Source organism: Niastella koreensis GR20-10, assembly GCF_000246855.1.
Taxonomy (GTDB): domain Bacteria; phylum Bacteroidota; class Bacteroidia; order Chitinophagales; family Chitinophagaceae; genus Niastella; species Niastella koreensis.
Map to the genome: position 1 here is coordinate 4742228 of NC_016609.1, position 22616 is coordinate 4764843.

General features: G+C 47.4%; 15 protein-coding genes. 1 reads left to right on the forward strand and 14 read right to left on the reverse strand.

The window, feature by feature from the left end; translation table 11 throughout:
• Positions 1–52: 52 nt before the first annotated feature.
• The 11 genes from NIAKO_RS18540 to NIAKO_RS18590 form a co-directional block, all read right to left on the reverse strand.
• Positions 53–811, reverse strand: coding sequence for an OmpA family protein (locus NIAKO_RS18540; protein ID WP_014219977.1), 759 nt, complete (start codon positions 809–811; stop codon positions 53–55).
• Positions 812–1004: 193 nt separating this feature from the next.
• Positions 1005–2450: a Gfo/Idh/MocA family protein gene (locus NIAKO_RS18545; RefSeq protein ID WP_014219978.1), complete on the reverse strand. Its 1446-nt coding sequence runs from the start codon at positions 2448–2450 to the stop codon at positions 1005–1007.
• Between the two features lie 81 nt (positions 2451–2531).
• Positions 2532–4097, reverse strand: a complete 1566-nt coding sequence (locus NIAKO_RS18550; RefSeq protein WP_014219979.1) for an SLC5 family protein — start codon at positions 4095–4097, stop codon at positions 2532–2534.
• Between the two features lie 5 nt (positions 4098–4102).
• Positions 4103–5479 carry a hypothetical protein gene (locus NIAKO_RS18555; protein WP_014219980.1) on the reverse strand — a complete coding sequence of 459 codons (1377 nt, stop codon included), beginning with the start codon at positions 5477–5479 and terminating at the stop codon, positions 4103–4105.
• 15 nt (positions 5480–5494) lie between these two features.
• On the reverse strand, positions 5495–6262 hold the full coding sequence (locus NIAKO_RS18560; protein WP_014219981.1) for an SDR family NAD(P)-dependent oxidoreductase: 768 nt from the start codon (positions 6260–6262) through the stop codon (positions 5495–5497).
• Positions 6263–6277: 15 nt separating this feature from the next.
• Positions 6278–7456: a galactonate dehydratase gene (gene dgoD / locus NIAKO_RS18565; protein ID WP_014219982.1), complete on the reverse strand. Its 1179-nt coding sequence runs from the start codon at positions 7454–7456 to the stop codon at positions 6278–6280.
• A gap of 13 nt (positions 7457–7469) precedes the next feature.
• Positions 7470–8792: an aspartate aminotransferase family protein gene (locus NIAKO_RS18570; protein ID WP_014219983.1), complete on the reverse strand. Its 1323-nt coding sequence runs from the start codon at positions 8790–8792 to the stop codon at positions 7470–7472.
• Between the two features lie 195 nt (positions 8793–8987).
• A complete protein-coding gene (locus tag NIAKO_RS18575; RefSeq protein ID WP_014219984.1) occupies positions 8988–10544 on the reverse strand; it encodes a PQQ-dependent sugar dehydrogenase in 1557 nt (518 codons plus the stop codon).
• Positions 10545–10551: 7 nt separating this feature from the next.
• Entirely contained in the window at positions 10552–13218 is a 2667-nt protein-coding gene (locus NIAKO_RS18580) for a hypothetical protein (protein ID WP_133055293.1), read from the reverse strand.
• A 62-nt stretch (positions 13219–13280) separates the two neighbouring features.
• Positions 13281–14723 carry a RagB/SusD family nutrient uptake outer membrane protein gene (locus NIAKO_RS18585; RefSeq protein WP_014219986.1) on the reverse strand — a complete coding sequence of 481 codons (1443 nt, stop codon included), beginning with the start codon at positions 14721–14723 and terminating at the stop codon, positions 13281–13283.
• 13 nt (positions 14724–14736) lie between these two features.
• On the reverse strand, positions 14737–17877 hold the full coding sequence (locus tag NIAKO_RS18590; RefSeq protein ID WP_014219987.1) for a SusC/RagA family TonB-linked outer membrane protein: 3141 nt from the start codon (positions 17875–17877) through the stop codon (positions 14737–14739).
• Between the two features lie 175 nt (positions 17878–18052).
• On the opposite strand from NIAKO_RS18590, the gene NIAKO_RS18595 reads away from it, so the two are divergent.
• Positions 18053–18853, forward strand: coding sequence for an SMP-30/gluconolactonase/LRE family protein (locus tag NIAKO_RS18595; RefSeq protein ID WP_049815565.1), 801 nt, complete (start codon positions 18053–18055; stop codon positions 18851–18853).
• A 248-nt stretch (positions 18854–19101) separates the two neighbouring features.
• On the opposite strand, the gene NIAKO_RS18600 is transcribed toward NIAKO_RS18595, so the two are convergent.
• The 3 genes from NIAKO_RS18600 to NIAKO_RS18610 all read right to left on the reverse strand — a co-directional run bounded on the left by NIAKO_RS18600 (position 19102) and on the right by NIAKO_RS18610 (position 22611).
• Positions 19102–20070, reverse strand: coding sequence for a 3-keto-disaccharide hydrolase (locus NIAKO_RS18600; protein ID WP_014219989.1), 969 nt, complete (start codon positions 20068–20070; stop codon positions 19102–19104).
• 35 nt (positions 20071–20105) lie between these two features.
• Complete coding sequence (locus NIAKO_RS18605; protein ID WP_014219990.1) at positions 20106–21473, reverse strand: Gfo/Idh/MocA family protein; 1368 nt, start codon at positions 21471–21473, stop codon at positions 20106–20108.
• Positions 21474–21609: 136 nt separating this feature from the next.
• Positions 21610–22611 carry a Gfo/Idh/MocA family protein gene (locus NIAKO_RS18610; RefSeq protein WP_014219991.1) on the reverse strand — a complete coding sequence of 334 codons (1002 nt, stop codon included), beginning with the start codon at positions 22609–22611 and terminating at the stop codon, positions 21610–21612.
• Positions 22612–22616 lie beyond the last annotated feature (5 nt).

The window sequence follows — 22616 nt, forward strand, 5'->3', positions numbered from 1 at the left end:
TCCTCCCGATGCATCGGGAGGATTTTTGTTTAAAGTATTAAGAACAATGCGCTTATTCCTTTAAAGCATTCAGTATTTTTTCCAAATCAGGATTGAGAATAATTTCTGTTCTTCTGTTCTTAGCCCTGCCATCTGCTGTGGAATTATCAGCAATGGGACCATACTTACCCTGACCTGCCGCAACCAGCCGGTCCGGGTTAACATTATAATTTCCAACAAGTGTACGCACCACTGTATTTGCCCTGTCTGTACTTAAACCCAGGTTGTCTTTATCTATCCCTTTTTTAAAACTTACACTGTCTGTGTGACCTACTACAAATACTTGTAATTCCGGATATTGATTTAGTGCACTTGCTACCGGCCCCAGCGCTTTCATTCCTTCTTCTTTCAGTTTGGAGCTTCCGCTTGAATACATCAGGTTGTCCTGCATATCCACATAGATCCTGCCTTCCTTTTCATATACCGACACCCCCTTACTGGCAAAATCGGCTTCACCGGCAGCTAATGCCTTTTGCACTTCGTCAATCCTGCCTTTTAATTGATGCAGGGCCGTTTCGTAAGTAGCCAGCTTTTTTTGAGCTCCTTCACAACCGGTTTTATAACTGGCGTACTCTGCCTTCACCGATCCATATTGATCATTTACCTCACCGAGCTGTTTCTTCAGTGTACTATTTTGTTGTGAAAGTGACTGATTTTGTGAATTAAGCTGATCTAACTCCGATTTAACTTCTTTATATTTTTTACTCGATACACATGCACTTAAAAACAAACAGTTCACAACAAGTACTTTTGTGATAATTTGAAGTTGCATACTATATAGAATTTATTGAAAAAATGTAATACTCCATGTCTCAATAAGAGGCTGTAAGTTTTTACATTTTGCAGATATAGCAATGCAATATGGGTCCTTTGTTGCCAAAACATATAAAACCGGGCACCCTGGCATTTTATTACCCATATAATTGAGGTCAATAGCCAGCTTACCGCGAAAACATCGATCGCAATTATGCTTTCAGGTTCCAGCCCTGGCGGTAGTCGCGTTTCAGGAACTGGTTCACCTCGTCAAAATTGGTCACCTTCATATTATCGTTATCCCACAACAGTTTGATACCCCGGCCAGGGAAACTGAATTTGCCATTATCCTTTGGCTTCCGAACATCATTTGCCCGGATGGCCAGGTTGGCCATCAGCAATGCTTCTGTAAGCGGGCCTGCTACTTCAAATGGTGAGCTCAATTCAATTTTACCATAACCTGCAATACAGGCTTCTACCCATTGGGTATAGTGGCCTTCCTCCTGCCCCACTACGCGGGGATATTTTTGTTTTACCTTCACTTCCTTCGTGCGTGACGTAGGCAACAGTTGCGGGTTTCTTGAATACGTGCCGGCCATCATTTTGCCCTTTGTGCCTATGAACAGCATGCCGTTGCCATTATCGCCAAAAACCTCATTGGCGCCCAGCTCTTCCGGCCGTTCAGGTTGTATGCCGCCATCCATCCAGTGCAGGGTTACATCGCTCTTTGTTTTTGATGTTTTGGGAAAGGTAAGCGTAATATGGCTCGATGGCGGACAGCTTTCGGGGAAGTATCCTTGTTTAAACTCATCTACATATACCGTACCCACACTTGCCTGTACATCTTTGGCATATTGAATGCCCAACACCCGGAATGGGGTTTCCAGCAAATGGCAACCCATATCGCCCAGGGCGCCGGTACCATAATCCCACCAGCCGCGCCAGTTAAACGGCACCAGTTTGTCGATATAGTCCTTATACGGCGCCGTTCCCAGCCACAGGTCCCAGTCAAGCGTTTTGGGAACCTCGGCTTTGTTAGCCGGCCATTGAATACCCTGCGGCCAAACAGGACGGTTAGTCCAGGTATAAACAGTATGCACATGGCCTATCAACCCGGCATCATACCATTCTGCCATTATCCGGGTGCCATCGTGCGAGGCACCCTGGTTGCCCATTTGGGTAACTACTTTATATTGCTTCGCTGCTTCGGTAAGCAGGCGGGCTTCGTAAATATCATGAGTAAGGGGCTTTTGCACGTATACGTGTTTGCCCAGTTGCATGGCGTGGTAGGTAATGATGGCGTGGTTGTGATCGGGGGTTGACACCGACACGGCATCGAAGTTCTTTTGTTCCTTATCGTACAGTTCCCGCCAGTCTTTGTAATATTTGGCTTTGGGAAATTTTGCTACCGATTCAGCTGCCCGGCGCTCATCCACATCACATAAAAAAGCGATCTCACATTTACCGCCTTTATAAAAACCCGCAATATCGCTGGCACCTTTGCCGCCTACACCTACACTTGCAATAAGCAGTTTATCGCTGGGCGCCACGTACCCCCGGCCCAGTACATGGCGGGGAACGATCATAAAACCGGCGGCGGCCAGGGCCCCGTTTTTCAGGAACTGACGCCGGGAAGCGCCTTTTTTATTTTCATTCATACGTATATTATTTAAATTTCTGACCATTGACGGGTTTTCGCGGTTACCGGTTGCAATAATGGTATTAAATCACGCAAACGTTTACGCATATCGTATATAAAAATAAAGTACCAGTACCGTTATCAGCGCCCACCACAAACCTGTATTGCGCCAACCGGTGTTGAATTGTCTTTCATTCTCCGGAACCCGCAGCACCGATCTGTTCCACATCAACCCATTTAACTGCAGCTCGGATTTGGGTTTGGTTACCAGGCTTACAATTATACTAATAATCATACAACTCCAGAACACAATGCCGGTTCGATTGAAAAAGGGCATTTGCGGAAAAGCCAGGTTGAGTGCAATGGAGAGTGGAATGGTAAGTAACCCCGCGGCCAGCGCCCCTTTTTCCGTAGCTCTTTTCCAGAACACGCCTAGTAAGAACATAGTGGCAATACCAGGCGTGAACAATCCATACAGGTTCATCAGGTAAAGAAAAACCGGCCGGTCAGAATAATGTATTAACAGGATAGCGCTGCCTATTCCTACCAACAGGATCATGATGCCCGACAACCGGCCAAATCGCACCGCCTGGGTATCGGTAGCCGTTTTATTGATGTAAGGCAAATAAATATCCATCGTCAATATCGTGGTGCACGAGTTCACCGCGCCCGAAATATGCGACATAATCGCCGAGATCAATCCTGCCATTACAATCCCCACCAGTCCCGACGGCAATAATTTTTCAACCAGCGTGGCAAATAACAGGTCTGGTTTTTCAAGGGAAGGTAAAATAGCAGGCGCTACCAATGCAGGAATGGTGATGATCAACGGCACCAGGAATTTGAGGTAATCACCAAAGATTACGCCCATGCGGCCATGCCATTCATTTTTTGCAGCCAGCACCCGTTGTACTATAAACTGGTTGGTGGCGCAATAAAAAACACTGATACAAAGCAATCCTCCCAGGTACATGGTCCAGGGAAAATCGGGATCATTGGCGGGATAAAACATTTTCCAGTTGGCAGTGGTCTTTAGCACTGCCTTTACCCCGCCCGATGCATGCACCGTGGCAACCGACAACGCAATACCGCCGATTATCAGGATCCCCAACTGCAACATTTCGGTCCAGATAACTGCCCGTAATCCGCCAATAATGGTATAAACTCCGGTAAGCAGCGCCAGCGCCACAATGCTGTAAATGACGGGTATCCCAAACAATGAATACAGGCTGAGCGCCCCCAGGTATAATACGGCGCCAATCTCCACCAGGATATAAGTCAATAAGATCAATACTGAATACACGGTGCGGGTGCCGTTGCCAAATCTCTTTTGCAGGTATTCGGGCACGGTATAAAAACCATTGCGCAAATAAAAGGGCAGAAACACCCAGAGCAATGCATTGAACCCGATCAGGATGGCGCCCCACTCCATGGCAATGGCCACAAAACCGCGGCTGTAGGCAGCGCCCATGGCGCCCACCAGGTGATGGCTGCTGATATTGGCTGCAATGATGCTGCCGCCGATCATCCACCAGGGCAACTTATCGCCCGCCAGGAAATAATCGCGTTTGGTATCTTTTCCCTTGCGCGAAGCATACAAACCCAGGCCAATGATCAACAGGATGTAGATGACGAAAATAATAATATCAATAGGAGCTAACTGCATATCGCTTATAGGTTTCGGATGGCATCAATAACACCTTGTGTCAACACCTCCAGTGCCCCGGCAGCATAAGGAGTGGTATTACATGAATAAATATCTTTTCCGTAAAATTTTGCATCGGGCATATACCCCACATACCCGTTGGCTATGTTCACCACGGCAATCTTTTTACCGGGTAAGGCTGCACGCAATTGTTGTTGAAAATAAGAATAGGTTTCGTTGGGTTGTGCTACCATATAAGCATCGCCCAGCTTCCACAACCATACAGCTACTTTCGCCTTTGTTCCATTACCCACTACCTGCCGGGTATTCAGCTTGCGCCAAAGCCGGTCCTTTAAAACCCGGTCCTGGCACTGTTCCCATTCCATTTTAATTGCTTCCAGGGAGGGCAGTTCTTTCAACGGCACTTCCAGCTCCAGTTTTTGCATCGCCATAGCCGCATTTTCTTTCAGGGCGAAGTACTCCCAAATGGCCAGCGGCGCCCCTGATGGCAACGCCTGTTTAAAACGATAACCGGTAGCTGCAGGCAGATTGCCTTCATATACCGAAAGGGCGGCATAGGCCAATTGCCGTCCATGCGCATCGGCAATAGCAGTATCAGCAACATATTGCACCCTCGGCGACAGCTCGCCGGAAGCGCCTTGTAAAAACAAACAGGGCGCCTTTGTTCTGCTGCTGATCACATCCCGCATTTCACCCACAAAGTCGGGTGAGAACAAGCGGTTCTCATGCGCCAGCGTAGTGGGGTGACAGGCATAATTTACAATGGAGCAAAGCGGTTCGCCCGCTTCGGTAAGGATGTGACCGAACAACAACGTATCATCGGCCGGTTCAGCAGGATTATACCCTACCAGGTATGATTGTCCATCTTCTTCCCGCAGATCGCGGTTGGTAGCCAGGTTGCACTTTCCATACTCCCAGCTCAGGGTACCCGCAACCAGCTTTTCCCGGCTCTCGCGGATAAGCGTGGCCATCGTTTCCTGCAACTGTTGTAAATAAGGAAGGATAAACTCACCGCCTATCCTGTCGCTGTTGTTGGAACAAATGGAAGGGCCCGCATGGGTATGTGATAAACAAAATAGTAATTGTGATTCTTCTAATTGAAAAGTATGAAGCACGTGGCTCCTGATGGCATATTCATCCCCGGCATTGATCCACCAGCCCAGATCGGCGGTTACCATAATCAAGTCGCTGCCGCCTGTTTGTGGCTTGATGGCCAGACATTGCATCTTCAGGGTTTTGTGAAAACCGATGGCTTCATCCCAGGCCGAAGCGCCCCAGTTACGAAAATATATTTCCTGCGGCGGGTTTATAGAAGCTTCCGCCACCCCAAAAAAAGCCTTGAAATAATCAGGTTCTATAGTACGCACATCCTTTTCCTTCATAATTAATTTAAACTTTTAGGGGCGAAGCAGTGACAAGCCACCATCCATCAACAAACAACTTCCGGTAAGATGCCTGTTGGCATCGGCGCAGATCCAAAGGATCTGTGCCGCTACTTCATACGCTTCTATTAATCGTTGCAACGGCACTTTTAGCTTCGCAGTTTCTGCGAGATCAGCACGCTGGTCCCACACTTCTTTACTCAATCCCGCATTTACATAACCGGGGGCAATTTCATTCACCCGAATATCCTGTGCGGCAAATTCCAGCGCCATACACTTACACAACATCCGCATCCCGGCTTTGGCCACACTATAAGCGGGAATGTAAGGATGAACGGCATGCGCTGCCCAGCTGCCCAGGAAAACAATATTTCCTTTTATGTGATGCTTTGAAAAATAAATGGCCGCCTGTTGCGCCAGAAAGAAAGCGCCATTCAGGTTCACCTGAATTTCGGCCTGCCATGCTGCGGCTGAAATGTCGGCAATGGATTGCATGGTAACCGTGGCCGCATTTACCACAGCCACGTCTATCCGCCCCCAGCTTAAATGAACTGCATTCACCCATTCGCTTACCGCTGCCGCAACTGCAATATCAACCTGGTTATATAAAAACGTGATATTCTCCCTTTGTAATAACTCTAATTTACCGTTGGCATCCGCCGGCATTCTGATATCAGACAAAGCGATCTTCGCGCCTTCCCTGCCAAATGCCAGCGCCGTGGCCAGGGCAATATCGCCCAGGCCACCACTGATCAATACTACTTTATTTTCCCAGGGTTTCATTGTAGTTAGTTTAACTTACCAATCGCCTATGCTGCCATCTTTATAAAATACCCGTTGCAATACTTCCTGCTGGAACGGATGTTTTTTGATCTCTTTTTCATCGATCTCGATCCCCAGGCCTGGTTTTTTGTTTGGATAAACGATCCGGCCTTTGGGTTCTACCGTAAACCCTTCCGATACAATATCACTCCGCCAGGGCACATCACTGTGCACACTTTCGCAAATAATATATGACGGCGTGGCAAAGCCTAATTCAATAGATGCCGCTGTGCTTACCGGTCCCTGCGGATTATGCGGCGCCATGGCCACGCGATAGGCTTCGGCCAATGCACCGATCTTGCGCGCTTCAGACAAACCTCCGCAATGCGTAATATCGGGTTGAATTACACTAACCGCACGTTTTTCCAGCAACTCCCTGAATGCATGTACACCTACCAGCCGCTCGCCGGTCGCAATCGGCGTTTTTACCGCCCGTTGTATCAGGGCAATATCTTCCATGGATTCAGGCCAGCAGGGTTCTTCAAAAAAATATAAACCGTACGGTTCAAGCGCCTGCGCAAACAGCATGCCCATGCGGGGCGAAGGACGCGCATGACAGTCAACCATAATATCTATCTGATCGCCTACCGCTTCCCGCATAGCTTTTACACAGGCTTCGGCATGTTTCACCGGCATCAGTCCTTCTATGGGCATAGTGGGCGGCACCGCCATCGATTTAAACGCCGTAAACCCTTCTTCAACCGCCTGTAAAGCCAGCTCGCCAAACCGTTTGGCATCGGAGGTATCGGTTTCATAAAAGTCTTCCATTTTACCACCACCAAGGTGACAATACAACCGGATATAATCCCTTACCCGGCCGCCCCATAATTCATGACAGGGCACACCATGTATTTTACCAAGAATATCCCACAGGGCAATATCGATACCACTGATAGCGGTACCGCGCACGACACCGTTTCCATGCCAGAAATGCTGCCGGTACATCATTTGCCATAAGTATTCAATCCGGCGGGGATCTTCGCCTATCAGTAAAGTCTCGATGTCTTTTATAGCACCCACCACGGCCTGGGTGTGCCATTCGAGCGTTGCTTCGCCCCAGCCATACAACCCAGGCTGGTCGGTAATAATTTTTACAAAGATCCAGTTACGCATGCGTGCGTGACAAACATGTGTTTCTATTGCTGTTATTTTCATTGCCCGCAATTAACTATAATGATTTAACTATTTTGCTGGTTACTTCCAGTGTTTTTTCAATATCTGCCTTTGTGTGCGCAAATGAAATGCTACCCTGCTTAATAGGTAAAGGGAAATGGTATACCCCATTCTCGATCAGCGCCCGGCGGTACTTTTTATCCAACTCAAAATTGTGATGCAACAACACATCATGAAAGTCAACCGGCTGATGGTCCATAAAATATACACAAAATGCAGAACCTATCCGTGCTATATGGAAAGGTACGCCTAAAGCGGGCAATATTTCTTTCAAACCCTTTTCCATTTGTTCGCCCAATGCATACACATGCTCGTATACTTTAAACTCCGGTGAAGCCAGCTTTTGCAAGGTGGCAATACCGGCGGCGATGGTAAGCGGGAAGGCGTTATAGGTGCCTGCGATCAACACGCGTTTTGCTTTATCGGAGTGTACAAAATAGTCCATGTATTTCTTTTTACCACCTATTACGCCCAGGGGATAGCCATTGGCAACTGCCTTACCAAAAGTAGCCAGGTCGGGTTGTACGCCGCAGATGGACTGATAACCAGCCAGCGCATGACGGAAACCGGTTTTCACTTCATCAAACACCAGCAGGAAACCATTTTCATCGGCCAGTTTGCGCAACCCTTCGAGGTAACCGGCTTTGGGCTGAACAATCCCGATATTCTGCAGTACAGGTTCCAGGATGATGCAGGCTACGGGATAGCGTTTTATTACATATTCAACAGAAGCCAGGTCGTTGTAATTCACCACATGCACCAACGACTTGTGTGCTGCAGGAATACCCGCCGAAGTAGTATCGTAAGGATATTCCCCGGGGCTTACGCGGGGGCCAATATCTTCCAGCGTACTGATCACATTACAGCTCACATCATTGTGCCAGCCATTGTAACCGCCCTGCATTACGATCACATGATCGCGGCCGGTTACAGACCGGGCAATACGGATGGCGTGATAGGTAGCTTCAGATCCGGTTGTGGTGATCTGAATCTTTTCAATAGTAGGTACATATTTGCAAAACAGGGCAGCAAAGGTCCCTTCCAGCTCCGTGGGGCCGGCGCCCATCAACACAGCATTAGAAGCGAGTGAATTTGCTACGGCTTTATTTATATCAGCATCGTTGTGACCAAGGAAAGAGGCGGCAAAACCTGCCTGGTAATCGATATATTCATTACCATCCATATCATACACCCGGCTTCCAACTCCCCGTGTGAAACAAATATTAGGGTCAGATTTTCTGTTAAGGGAAACTACTCCGCCAGGTATCCATGCTTCATTTTTTTGGACCAATTCTGCAGATCCGCTCCATTTACTCATATTCTATTGTTGATTTAGTTAATAATTTGAAGACCGCCGAACGCTGAAGGCTTAACGCTTAACGCCTGCCCGCAATAGCTCAACATTCTTTACTATTTGCCATCTGCGTTCGGCGTTTAGCTGTATTTGTATTTGCTTTCGGCTTTAAGTTTTTAGCTTTCAGCTGTATTTGTATTCGCGTTAAGCGTTCAGTCTTTAGTCTTTAGCCTTCAGCCTTAGTTCTTTCAATTCTGCCAGGTACAGCGGTTTGTCTTTTACCAGTTGGGTTTTCATGAAATTCAACAGGTCCAGCATTTGTTCGTCTGTTAAGAAAGAGAACGCGGGCATGCTTTGCGAATAGGTTGCGCCCATTATTTTCTGATCGCCGTTCCGGCCATGGGTTAAGATGTTGACCAGTTTTTCGCTGTTCAGCAGGGTGGGATTGTTCTTCAGCGGCGGGAAGTTTCCGGCCAGTCCTTCCCCACCCGGTTTATGACAACCTGAACAATAGTTCAAAAAGAGCTCCCTGCCTTTATCGCCGGTTGCTGCTTCCGCTTTCGTGTGCGCTTCTTTTAGTTGTGATTTGTCTATATCATTACTATTGGCCGCAGTTATTTTCAGAATATGATCATCGCCCGGTTTGGGATAACCGGCTGAAGGGTTCCAGTCGCGGTTACTGGTGCCTAGATACACCTGCCCTTTGTCATCTACACAAATGGAACGAAGCCGTCCCCAGGTGTTTTTAAAATAAATATCATGACCGGTAACCTTCCTGCCGCTTTCATCGAGATGTATTGCATAGAGCGCGCTTCCTTTCAAGGTAACCAGTAACAAACTGTTTTGAAAATCTTTGATGGGGCCTTTGCCATAATAAACAATAGCGGCTGGTGCAATGGTGGGTGTCCAGCTGATCATAGGCTCGGTCACCGTCAGCTTTAAAGAGTCAACCTTGTGTTTTTCTTCAGGCATATCCAGCTTGCCTTCCACCACCGGCCAGCCATAGTTGCGGGATGGTTCAATCAGGTTCACTTCATCATCCAGGGCATCGCCATGTTCCGAGGCATACAACAAACCATTTTCACCAAAACAGATCCCCTGCTGGTTACGGTGCCCATACGACCACACATAAGAATTTTTAAAGGGGTTACTGGCCGGCACCGTACCATCCTTCATCAGGTGCAATACTTTTCCATTTAGTGACTTCAGGTCCTGCGCCACCATAAAGCCAGAGATATCGCCGGTAGTTACATACAGATCGTTCTTATTACCTATCAATACCCTTGAGCCGTTGTGACCGGTATTGGCCATCCATTGCAGCATGGTTGTTGGCTGCCCCAGGGTATCCTGTTGCGCATCGTAGGTATAGCGCACCAGTTTGGTCACCAGTACCGAGCTATCGAGTTTGGTGGTGTCGGTACGCTGGTTAAAAACCAGGTACACGTGTATGGAGTCGCCGCTGTGATCAACAGCCATTCCCAGGGCGCCCATGGTTCTTAAGCGGAACACATCCGCCACCGTAAGCACTTTATGGGTAGCACCTGTTTCCAGGTTTGTTCGCCAGATCTCTCCTTTTTGCAGACTGTACCAAATAGACCCATTGTCGTATTTTATTTCCCAGGGCACATCGAGTTTATCCTGGATGGAAGTAACCTTTACCGGTTGCTCCCTCAACTGGTAATAACCAATCAGGGTTTCCTTTTTACTTTCCTGTTTACAGGAAAAGAAAGGAAACAATAAAACAATTAAGGCACACCAGGATCTTGTCAGTTTCATAATTTGTCTATTTCAGAATATAAGGAAGGCCGTTAGGCGCCGACCAATAAGCGCCATTAGGATCTCTGCCGGGCAACAGTTCGTAACTGCCTTCAGGCAGGTGTACCTGTAAAGTGTTCTTACCCGGACGCACATAATAATTGGTATTGGCTGTTTCGCCTTTTTTCCGCACATGCCAGAAGCCTTCTTTCAACCCGGTTGCTACCAGGTTGTATGTACCTGCAGGAATATCGATAGTAACTGTTTCGTTGATCGATTCCCCGGCGCTCAGCACCTGTACTATATCAGCCACGCGCACTTCATAATAACCGGCCTGTTCTTTAAAATAAACCGGCAGACGCTGCGCCGTATCGGTGGTCATTTGAAAAACAGTAAGGAATTTATTCCGGCCAGTTTTTTCGCGGGGCGAGATCATAATGCGGTATGCCCTGCTTTCCGCCTTTGACGTGTCGGTGGGATAGTAAGTACCAAACACACTCCGCGAGCTATCACCGCCCTTTATCTGCAGCACTCTCTCTGCAGGTGCGGGCAGCAACATGTCAACAGCTGTATACCCGGTTATCCCTGCCACTTTACTTTGTAAAAAGAGGGTTGAACCAGAAGTTGCCGGCTGGTTATATGCATTTATCTGCCAGTATTTTTCTATTCCAGGTGTTGCCGTTTCCATATCATCGGCAATGATCATTACGGCCGGCACAACCGCATTATTGGTATTCAAAAAACAAAAACTGCGGGTATAGCGGCTCATCTTTGCCGAATAGGCGGGTGTAAGGTCTGCCTTCCAGTAACTGTACAACGGTGTTTTTGCAGATGGTCCTGCATCGGCAGACAGCACCGCACCGAGGTTAAACCAGGGATCGGTTATTGTTTGTTCGGGACTTACGGGAAAACGCTGACTAAAGCGGGCGCCCCCATCATTGGTCTTTGTGCGGTAATATAATTTTTCGGCTGGATCATATGCCAGCATCATACTGTGCGCAACCGATCGTTTATTGAAGTTGAAATCATACGGCGAACCATAACCCAGGTACAGACCAATATCGCCAAACTGCATGCCGTGGTAATATAGTTGGATGGCGCCGGCATCGGGATGCTGGTGATTGCCAAACCCATAACCACCGCCTTTTATCTCGGCCACTACATCATTGCTCTCAGGCGTATTGTTCCAACCAGTACGGGCCACCATGCCACCGAGTACTTGTCCAAAATCTTTTGTAAGCGGTAATGCAGTGGGTTGTGGTATTGCTTTAATCGACGGATCGTTCAGCAACAAATACAACACAGGATCATCGGGCAAACCGCCCTCCCGTTCAAACTCGCCTTTTATCAAGGGATCCTTTGAATATGCATAGCACAGCAACATGGTTTGGGGTTGCTTCCAGTAACTGTTGGCGCCATTGCCTTTTTTATTACTGAACATATCGCCATCGCGCAGCATATAGCCATCAGGCGTACGCATGTACAGCCAGTAGTACGGCAGGTTCTTTATATTATCGGGGTATACTTTTTCGCCCAGCATACGATAGAAAAGCATAGCGCCATGCATTTCCCAGCCAAAGCGGTAAGCGCCATAATCGATGCCCTGGTTATGCCGCGGGCTTTGGTATTCAAACGCGCGCATGGGTACCAGTTGCTCCAGCAACGCATATGAGGTGTAGCGATAGGGCAATGTATCTTCATTATATACCGCAATGCTCATGGCCAGCAGATCGCGGCTCACCTGCGCTTCATTGGCATGACCGTTTATAATAGGATCAACAAAAGGGGGCCAGCCAATTTCCATATCACGGGAAAGGCGCATAAAATGCTGATGGAAATAATCTTTCTGTGCAGGGGTAAGCAGGTCATAACACCAGTCGTACACCAACGCGCCGGTATAAATGGCGCGGCCAACTTCGCGGGTAATATCACCGTAGGTAACATTACCGAATTCCAATACACCAAAATATTTGTACAGCAAACTCACCGCTTCCTGGCCAATACGGTTTTCATGGCTAACCAGGTAATAAAATGCCTTGGAGCGGATGATATTTTCCAGTTGTTCGTTGTAAAAGATCTCTTTGGTGGTATCAGGCGTAAAGGGGTAATCGGTCAGGGCTGTTTGTTGCACCTTGTTCCACGCGGTATTGTTTTCTGCGGCCTGTATTCTTTCTTTCAACACCGGCAAAAAGGCGGGTGTTACCCATAACCGGGGATGCGCTGCCGGCGGGGTCACCGACGGAACATAGCCGGTCATTCCCGCTGGTAATTCGGGTGCTTCGTATTTTTTATAAGTAATGGAAACCAGCTTTACCGCTGCGGGCAACCCAATCTTCAAGGTCTTTTTCTTAGCGGTAAGATCGAACTTCCCTACGTACTGATTACCCTTTGCATAATTATCATATACAATTCTGCTGGTAACGCGGCTGTTGTTCCATTGCCATTGCATGCGGAAGGTGCTAACCGGGTTCCCTTCATTTTTTCCGGTGAGCGTGGCGGCACTAAAGAATTCATAGGTCCCTTCTTCCAGCTGATCGAACGACAGCGTAATCGTACTGTCTTTACGGGATACCGGTTTCCCTTTCGCCTTATCCACATCCACCGTTGTGCGGTTATCCTGTTTTTGAAAACCTGGCTGGCCGGCTGCTGATAGCACCAGCAGCAACGACCAACTCAGGCAGGTTACAACGCTCAAACGGGAAGTGCAAAAAATTTGATCCAGGTACTTACGCCCCATAATCATGTTCCTTCTAATTATTAATAATCTTTGTTCTGCTCAATATTGGGGTTCACATTCTTTTCAGATAAAGGAATGGGCTGTATGCGTCGGAAATCAGTTGTCAGCACACTGGGATAGTTGGATACCGCTTTTGCGCCCATATCCTCGCGCTTAAAATCTATATTGGTCCTTTGCAGATCGAGGTACCGGAAACCTTCAAATGCCAGCTCCCGCTGCCGCTCCCTCAGGACCACGTTTATGACATCGGTTGCGGAAAGCGCATTGGTATAACCGGTAAATGCCGGGTCGCGCTTTTTGGCCAGGGTGTTCAGGTAAGTTAACGCATTGTCAACATCGCCGCCACGGGCATAAGCTTCCGCTGCGATCAGTAATACCTCTGCATACCTAATCATTCGCATCTGGTCGCGGTCGGTGCCGGTAGCATTTTTGTATTTCTGTACTACGTAGGCCTGTTTGCCGCTGCGTAAACTATCACGGATCAACCCTCTGCGAATATCTGTGGCGGTGTAAATATTGTACAATGAATCCGTAGCCAGCAGATCGCCAAAACCTTTGGGTGAATAGATATAGTCAAGACCTTCCACGCCATTGTTCGCAGTAGATGGATTGTTTATTTCAAAAATGCTCTCTAATTTATCGGTTCTTCCTGTTACTCCACCCCAATAAGTCTGGTAGGCGCTGTTGTCCGCCGCCAGGGTAAAACCGCCTTTGGTTATTACCTGCATCGCGGCATCACGGGCTTTATCATTCTGCCCCATAAACAGGTAGGCTCGTGCCTGCAAAGCCTTCGCTGCATATTTAGAAAGGAAGTTACTGGTGTTGCCATGCAGGGCCGGCGCATCTGACATCATGTTATAGGCGCTGTCGAGGTCGGTAATGATCTGCGTATATACTTCGCCTACGGTGTTGCGGGCCGGGTATACCAGCGGCCCGGTTATATTGGCCGATTGCAATACCAGCGGCACGCCGGGTGCATCTGCTGATGCGGTGTATGGTTTTGCAAACCAGTTCACCAGGTAGAAGTAACACAGCGCACGCGCCGTTAAACATTCACCCCGTAAATAATTCACATTGCCGGTACGGGGCAAATTGCTCCAGATGATGCGGTTTGCCTGCAAAATGCTGTAATAAGTATACCGCCACAAAGCCAGCGCTTCGGGAGATTCAGAAGTCCATACAAAGGCGCTCTGACCTAAAAAACGGCTCGAATTGGTATTGCTTAGGTATACGTTATCACTCAACAGATCACCCATTACCTGGTAGTTGCGGCCAAAGGTGTAATAGGTTGTCATTGACCGGTACATCCCGGCTACCGCTTCCAGCATGGAAGCTTCTGAAGTAATGGCATTGTCAACCGGCAATGAGATATTAGGCGACTGATCGAGGAAACTCTTTTTGCAGGCCCCCAGTGATGCGATCAGTATCAGGGCTATAGAAAATCGGGAGATTAAGTACTTCATGTTGAAAAAGTTTTTAGAAACCAACATTGATTCCACAGGTGATCGTTTTATACTTGTTCATGGTGTTGCTGTCGAACCCGGAATAGCTTACTTCCGGATCAAATGGCAAACGTTTGTCGAACAGGATGGTGGCCAGGTTGGTACCCCGCACATACACGTTCAGTTTGTTGATGCCATATTTTTTGAACAGCGCAACTTTCTTCATGTTAATGAAGTCGTAACCCAGTGATACATTACGCAGCCTGATATAATCTCCTTTATAAAGCCGGTAAGTACTGGTGGTATTATCCTGGGTGAGCGAATATTTGGGAACATCTGTAACCTGGCCGGGAGTGGTCCAGCGATGCTCATAAATATACAGGTATTTGTTGATGGTATAGTTAACGCCGGATGTAAAGTTCAGGTCCGACGCGCCATAGATGTAGTTACCCATGCTGTAGTTTACATCTACCGACAGGGTGATGCCTTTGTAATTAAAGGTATTGCTGAAACCACCAATATATTTGGGATTGGCCTGTTTATTAAGCACTACATAGCCGGCCTGCGCCCCTTTATTGGTAGTTTTTGAATGGGTTGAATCGGTGTAATACAGGGCATCGCCATTGTCGGGATCAACACCTGCATACTCCTTCATGTAGTAGTTATAATAATTGTAACCTTCTTTCAGGTAAAACTGACCGTTGAGCGGATTGGTGCCGGCATACAGGGAAGTAACCTTGTTTTTGTTGAAGGCGATATTGAAGTTGGTGGTCCAGGTAAAGTTCTTTGTTTGAACGATGTTGCCATTCAACGTGAACTCCCAGCCTCTGTTAACCATGGCGCCTACGTTCTTCAGGGTAGAAGAAAATCCGGAAGTATACGAGGTATTCACATTCTGAATAAGGCCATCGATATTGTTGTAATAATAATCAACTATTAAATTGAAACGATTGTGTGCAAACCCGAAATCGAGACCGGCATCAAACTTCTTTGAACGCTCCCATTTCAGATCGGTATTACCGGGCGTGGTGTATTGCTGGCCAGTGATGCCATTGTATGCATAACCGGTTGCGCCGCTATACGATACCAGGGGCATCCATGCATAATCGCTCAGGTTGGCATTACCGGTGATACCGTAGGAAGAGCGAAGTTTAAGCGAAGACAGTACATGTTGTTTTGCAAAGAATTCCTCCTGGTCAATGTTCCAGGCGCCGCCTGCAGAATAGAAATCGGCATAGCGGTTGTTGATCGCAAAACGGGATGAGCCGTCTCTTCTTAAAGAACCCGTCAACACAAACCGGTTGTTATAATTGGCAGAAAGAATACCATAGCCCGAAACAAAGGAATAGCCCGAATTCTGGCCATACGTTCCTACAGGCGTAGCTGCATTGCTCAACGCTGTTAAACCCGATGCGGCTGAAGGCATTCCGTAGCCATCGGCTGCCAGCAGGTAAAACTTCGATTGTTGCGCTTCATAACCCGCGGTAGCCGAGATGTTTAAATTATCAACCCCGGGCACATTGAAATTATAATCAAACTGGTTACGCGCCAGCCAGTTAAAATAACGCTCAAAGTAGTTTTTGCTGCGGCCGTTAACACCCTTTCCATCACCCATAATGGCATTCAGGAAAGTGGTTTCTTCCATGGTATTATAGTCTACGCTGAAATAACTGGTGTAATACAGTTTATCAAAGATGTTCCATCTTATTTTGGCATTGCCCAGGATGCGGGTTTGCTCCATGTTCTTTTTATCGTACTTCGCAATCACCAGTGGGTTGTATACTCCGGGGAAGTTGGTATTTCCGGTTGTGGAAGTATTCAGGGTGCCATCATCGTTATAAGCCAGTTGAAAAGGCCGTAAATAGCGCGCGGCATAGGTGGGGTTACCAAAAAATGCATCTGCATAAGGCGCATTCTGGCTTACCTGCGATACGTTCATGCCCGAAGTAAAGGTGATGCGGTCGTTGATCTTATGATCTACGTTCAGCAAAATGGTCTTTTTGTTAAAGTCGGCGCCAACTGTGGTGGCATCCTGTTTAAAAAGACCGGCCGATGCGTATAATTTTGTTTTATCGGTGCCGCCGCTCATGCTTACATTGTATTGTTCCTGTTTTCCGGTGCGGGTAACCAGGTCGTACCAGTTGTTGCTTTTACCACTGTTCAACCCATAGCTGTTGGCGGCCGTTTCAATTTGTGCGGAGGTTTGTCCGGCATTGGCCAGCACTTCCCGGAACATTTCTGCATACTGGTCGGCATTCAATGGGCGGCCTCCTTTTGGCAGGTCCATTGCTTTTGAGTTACCCGCTTCCACATCTACATTCACCTTCGTTTTACCATACTTGCCGGCTTTAGTGGTAATAACAATAACGCCATTGCTGCCTCTCGATCCATACAGCGATGTAGCCGCCGCATCTTTTAAAACCGTTACATTCTCGATATCATTCTGGTTGATCCCCGACAAGGCATCCATTGTTTTGATGTTGTTTGCCAGGTTACCGGTATTCATGATCATGCCATCTACCACAATCAACGGGTTGGAAGAAAGGGCCATGGAACCAAGTCCCCTGATACGGATACTTTGCTCGGCGCCCGGTTGTCCGCTGAAACCAACAACGGTAACGCCGGCTACTTTTCCCTGCAGGCTTTGCTGAAAGGAAGAAAATGGTTTGTTCTCCATCACCTTACCATCTACTTTACCCGTGGCGCTAACACTCCCCACTTTGGTACTGGTGCGGTAACCATCAACCACAACTTCCTCCAATTCTTTGGGCGCCGCCTCCAGGGTAATATCCAGGCTGGAAGAAGACACGGCCACTTCCTGCATTTTAAAACCAACATGACTAAAGCTGATCTTACTACCCGCGGTAACATTGGAGAGTTGAAAGGAACCATTATTATCGGTAAGCACAGATTTGCTCTTACCTGCAATTTTTACGGTTACATCACTTAACGGATTGCCGGTAGCATCCTTGACCTGTCCCTTCAAAACAAAACCCGGTTCACTGGCCTTGTTTGTTTCCTGAGCCTGCATAGTGGGGATCACGCTAAAGGACAAACAAATAATAAAACACAGTTTTGGGATAAATCGCTTGCACACGTTGTACAGACTGGCGCGGGTAAAGCAGTTACCTCCAGCTCTGTTCCCTGTGATTGCGGCATCACATTGAAAAGCCATAAGCAGTTGTTTAAGAAATGAACAGATAATTAGTTTTACTCAATGTTCGGATAGAGGTGGTATGGTTTCAAGCTTGTACGTCCAAATTACATATATTTTTGTATACAAAAAATTATATTTAATTGTATAATTTTAAATTTGTCCTTTAATGAAGTGTATGCAAACACCTATAATAATGTCTGACCTCCGTTTTCCGGAAGGGCCTGCTTTTGACCGTAATAAAAACTGCTGGTGTGTGGAACAACTGGGGGAATCGCTGGTTTGCATTTCGGACCATTCGGCCAAACGCATCCAGGTGGGTGGATGCCCCAATGGCATTGCTATTGACGGGGATGGGCTGGTTTGGTTTTGCGATTCGGGACAGAACAGCATCAGAACCTGTAACCCAGAAACCGGGGTAACGGAAACCATCCTCAAAACCCTGGACGGCGAACCCCTGAATATGCCCAACGACCTGGCGTTTGACCACCGCGGACAACTGGTGTTTACCTGCCCGGGTCCCCGGCTTGATTCAAATGAAGGCTATATTTGTGTATACAATTTTGAACACAAATTGCATAAGATTGCAGATGGACTATATTATCCAAACGGGCTGGCTTTTACCCAAAACGGCCGGCAATTGCTGGTAGCCGAAACCGGCAGGCAACAGATCTGGACCGGCGACTGGGATGCGGAATCGGCCAGCTGGACAAACCGCCGGGTCTTCGCCCAAACCGGGGGCGCCATTGGGCCAGACGGGATGGCGCTTGACGAAGACGGTTTTTTATATGTTGCCATTTACGGAAGTGGCTGCATCAGGGTCTTTGACCCGGCAGGCAACTTCGTGAACGATCTTATTACGCCGGGCATAAACCCCACTAATTGCGCATTCGATCCTTTTCAACGGTGGTGGCTGGTTGTTACCGAAGCGGAAACGGGAACGGTGGTGAGTATTCCGGTTTTAAAAAAAGGGATTATGAGGAATACAGAATATTGAATATTGAATGTCCAATTTTGAATGTTGAAGTGAAAGGCAGGGAAATGCGGAATGTGATAATTTGCTAATGTGATAATTCGATAATGAAATATACGTATGATGTTTGAATGGTTTTAAATACAAAATCCCCAGATCATAAGTAACCTGGGGACTTTTATTGTATCAATACTTTACTTTGTCTTCAAATCCCTGCCTTCTGCCCTCTGCCTACTGCCTTTGTCTGCCGTCTGCCGTTTGCCTATTCCTTTCTATTCCGCCGGTGTCAACACAATATTCCTATACGCAACCGGTCCATGATCGCCTTGCAGATAAATCGGTCCGGGTTCGCCTTCTTTACTATCCAATGCACCACCGGTTATACCCGGGATTTCCTGGTTGGCAATAATGGTTTTGCCATTGGCCACGACTGTAACCATTCTGCCAACAAGGGTGATGTCGAAGCTTTGCCATACATCAGGTCCTTTGGCCGCCATTTCACTGGGAACCAGGAAACCATAAATACCGCCAAAAAGGTGACTGTTCGGATGGTCTGCCGGGTCATTGTCTATCACCTGCGTTTCATACCTTCCTCTCAGATACACGCCGCTATTGCTTTTTGGTTTAAGCTTGAATTCAATATGCAACTTAAAATCGCGGAACTTTTCTTTGGTAATGATATTGGAACCTGATTCCGGACTAATCAATTCACCGTTTTGCACGATCCATTGATTTTTCTTCCCGTCTACATCCCAACCGGTCAGGTCTTTACCATTGAACAATTGAATGGGCTTTTTCCATTTCACTGTTTTGGGAGCTGTAAGTAAAGGCGCTTTTACCCCGGTAAAGGGATAATCCTTACCGTTACTGGCATGAATAACACCTTTAATCCCGTCGGCAGTTGGTTCGCCTTCCAGCACCATGTCTTTTTCTTCCCGTTCCCATTGTGGAGGAATGGAGAAGGAGAACTTGTTTTGATCGAGCAGGATCTTTGAAACCGGTCTGGCGCTTCCGCCTGCGCCAACAAAGCGCCCGACCAGGGTTTTAAAACCACTTATTTCTATTTCCAGCCAGGAAGCTCTTTCTTTTCCCTCTTCTGTTACTGTCAGGTCCCATCTTCCTACCAGGTCGCCACCCGTAACTGTTTTTGCGTTGACGGCCGCTACCTGTGCATGTGTAAATTGCGGCGCCGTGGCCAACAAACCGAGACAAACAACCGCTATGCTTTTTTTTATGTTCATGAATTCAATGTTTCAGATTAACAATGCAATTACTCCTACCCTATTACTTTCATGCCAACGGGATCCCACCGGATTGGCTTGTGATTAAAGTAACTATCGTTACAGATCAATGCCGGTGCGGCAGCGCGGTAACCGAATACGGCATCTTCCACCACGGTACCATTGTTACGGATGGCATTGAAAAAGTTATTGAAGTGATCGTAATGCGCACCTTTGTATCCTTCTTCAGCCGTGAAAACAAAATTTTCGGGGGCCAGCATTTTCTTTCGGGTATCCTGTGCATTCCCTGCTTTTGCCATTTGCGCCAGCATAAAGGGATCGGTGCTCTCGAAACTTTTATTTCTTTTTAGTGTAACCTTATCCCACTCTACATCCATAGCGCCTTCGCTGCCAATCAACCGTAAATAGGTGGTGCCGCTGGTGCCATCTACAAAGTTACAACGGAGTGACAGGTTGAAAGCAGGTGAGTTAGCCCGTTCGTTATAATCGAAGCTACCCAACAATACGTCGGGCACTTCGCGGCCATCGTTCCAGAACCGCAAACCACCGGTTGCATATACCTGGTTAGGACCTTCTGATTCGGTGATGAAGTGCAGGCTGGAGAACAGGTGCACAAACAGATCGCCGGCCATACCGGTACCGTAATCGCGGTAATTGCGCCAGCGGAAGAAGCGCATTTTATCAAAAGGGCGTTTAGTGGTATTGCTTATATAGGTGTCCCAGTCAACTGTTTTTTCAGAAGCATCATCCGGGATAGGATATTGCCACACTTCAACCGGCGCCCGGCGGGCCCAAAAACCTTCTGCATAATTCAGTTTACCAATGGCGCCATCTTTCAACAACTGACGAGCTTTTTCATTGCCCAGTGACGACAGGCCCTGACTACCCACCTGGAATACCTTGCCATATTTCTTTTGAGCTGCAATCACCGCCGGGCCTTCATCAACGCTGTGCACCATTGGCTTTTCGCAATACACATGTTTGCCTGCAGCCATGGCATCTATGGAGATTTGTTTGTGCCAGTGATCGGGCACGCCGATGATAACCGCATCTACATCTTTGCGGTCAAGAATATCTTTATAATGTTTTGTGGTAAACAGGTCCTTGCCCCATTTCTTTTTTGCATCTTCCAGGCGGCCATCGTACAGGTCGCAAATGGCTACTACCTTTACGCCAGGTACTTTCAGCGCGGTAGTAAGGTCTGATGAACCCATGCCGCCGGCGCCAATCAATGCTACGTTGATATTATCATTGGCAGAATAGCGCTTCCCCTCCTCTTTTTCTCTCCTGATATTTTCTATATACGCTGCAGAAGCATCTGTTAAGGCGCCACCGGCCAGTAACCCACCGGTAGCCAGGGTAAGGTTCCTTAAAAACCCGCGACGACTATTTTCCTTTTTCATCTGTTATTATTTTTTTTTGAGTTTTGGCCAGATGGAACTTACCATAGCAAAATTTTCATTACCCTGTGTATAATAATGAAAATTTTGCTATGGACGTTTCATTGAGCAATTGTTTATTTATGAATATGGTTATTAATCAAAAACGATGCAACTCCACTGGTTTACCCCGGTGTTGTTTACTTTTTTGGTAAGCGCTCATAAAGGCATAGATCTCTTTGGTCTCCTGCACCGGCACCGGTACATTGCCGGTTTCAAAATAGCGCACAATTTCATTTAGCAAACCTTCGTACCCTTCATAATCACTCAGCACCATATTGCGCTTTTCGCCAAAAACCTCCCCACCAAATGCATAGATCCCTGAGCGTGTTCCCCTGAACGTTCCTGTACGGCCATCTTCCCAGATCCCCGTTGCCACATCCACATCGGTTGCATGACTGGCCTGTACCATTTTACAACCCGAGCCCATAACCGCAAACAACATCTCCACCCCATGAATACCGTACCAGTACAGATCTTCATGGGTGGGCTCCAGCGTACAGGGCGAGAAGGTAAAAGCACCTACAACCTTTCCAAATGCAGCATCTTCTTTAAGCTTTTTAATGGCCGATGTATACCTGAGTGAACTGCTGGAAAAAAAAGAACTGCCATATTTAGCGGCAGCCTCGTAAACCTGTTCCACTTCTTTCAGGTTTGCACCCAGCGGCTTGTCGATAAACACACGTTTGCGTGATTGAAAAACAATGGCCGCCTGTTCCGGGTGCAGGTGACCATCATTGGTCTCCAGCAGCACACAATCCACCTGTTTCAACAATTCATCAATATCAGCACAAATGGCAACCCCGTACCCTTTCACTTTCTCAATATAACCCGGAATCCGGTTATAACTGCCGGCAATTTTTTTACTGCCATACGGATAGGCAGCTGTTACGCGGTAACCGTTATAGGGCGCCTCCGCTGTTGCAGTGTTTAACACTTTTGCAAACGCTTCGCTGTGCGAGGTATCCAAACCGATGATCCCTATCTTTTTTCCAGGTGCAGAAATCCGCAAATGGCTATCCGGCCAGGCCTGTGCATGGCTGCCAATGAAAGCGGAGGAACCCAGCACCATCGCGTTCTTAAGAAAGGACCTTCGTTGCATATAAA

Coding starts and splice junctions, on each gene's coding strand:
- NIAKO_RS18540 (WP_014219977.1), bottom strand. CDS start 811: ATGCAACTTCAAATTATCACAAAAGTACTTGTTGTGAACTGTTTGTTT.
- NIAKO_RS18545 (WP_014219978.1), bottom strand. CDS start 2,450: ATGAATGAAAATAAAAAAGGCGCTTCCCGGCGTCAGTTCCTGAAAAAC.
- NIAKO_RS18550 (WP_014219979.1), bottom strand. CDS start 4,097: ATGCAGTTAGCTCCTATTGATATTATTATTTTCGTCATCTACATCCTG.
- NIAKO_RS18555 (WP_014219980.1), bottom strand. CDS start 5,479: ATGAAGGAAAAGGATGTGCGTACTATAGAACCTGATTATTTCAAGGCT.
- NIAKO_RS18560 (WP_014219981.1), bottom strand. CDS start 6,262: ATGAAACCCTGGGAAAATAAAGTAGTATTGATCAGTGGTGGCCTGGGC.
- dgoD (WP_014219982.1), bottom strand. CDS start 7,456: ATGAAAATAACAGCAATAGAAACACATGTTTGTCACGCACGCATGCGT.
- NIAKO_RS18570 (WP_014219983.1), bottom strand. CDS start 8,792: ATGAGTAAATGGAGCGGATCTGCAGAATTGGTCCAAAAAAATGAAGCA.
- NIAKO_RS18575 (WP_014219984.1), bottom strand. CDS start 10,544: ATGAAACTGACAAGATCCTGGTGTGCCTTAATTGTTTTATTGTTTCCT.
- NIAKO_RS18585 (WP_014219986.1), bottom strand. CDS start 14,723: ATGAAGTACTTAATCTCCCGATTTTCTATAGCCCTGATACTGATCGCA.
- NIAKO_RS18590 (WP_014219987.1), bottom strand. CDS start 17,877: ATGGCTTTTCAATGTGATGCCGCAATCACAGGGAACAGAGCTGGAGGT.
- NIAKO_RS18595 (WP_049815565.1), top strand. CDS start 18,053: ATGTCTGACCTCCGTTTTCCGGAAGGGCCTGCTTTTGACCGTAATAAA.
- NIAKO_RS18600 (WP_014219989.1), bottom strand. CDS start 20,070: ATGAACATAAAAAAAAGCATAGCGGTTGTTTGTCTCGGTTTGTTGGCC.
- NIAKO_RS18605 (WP_014219990.1), bottom strand. CDS start 21,473: ATGAAAAAGGAAAATAGTCGTCGCGGGTTTTTAAGGAACCTTACCCTG.
- NIAKO_RS18610 (WP_014219991.1), bottom strand. CDS start 22,611: ATGCAACGAAGGTCCTTTCTTAAGAACGCGATGGTGCTGGGTTCCTCC.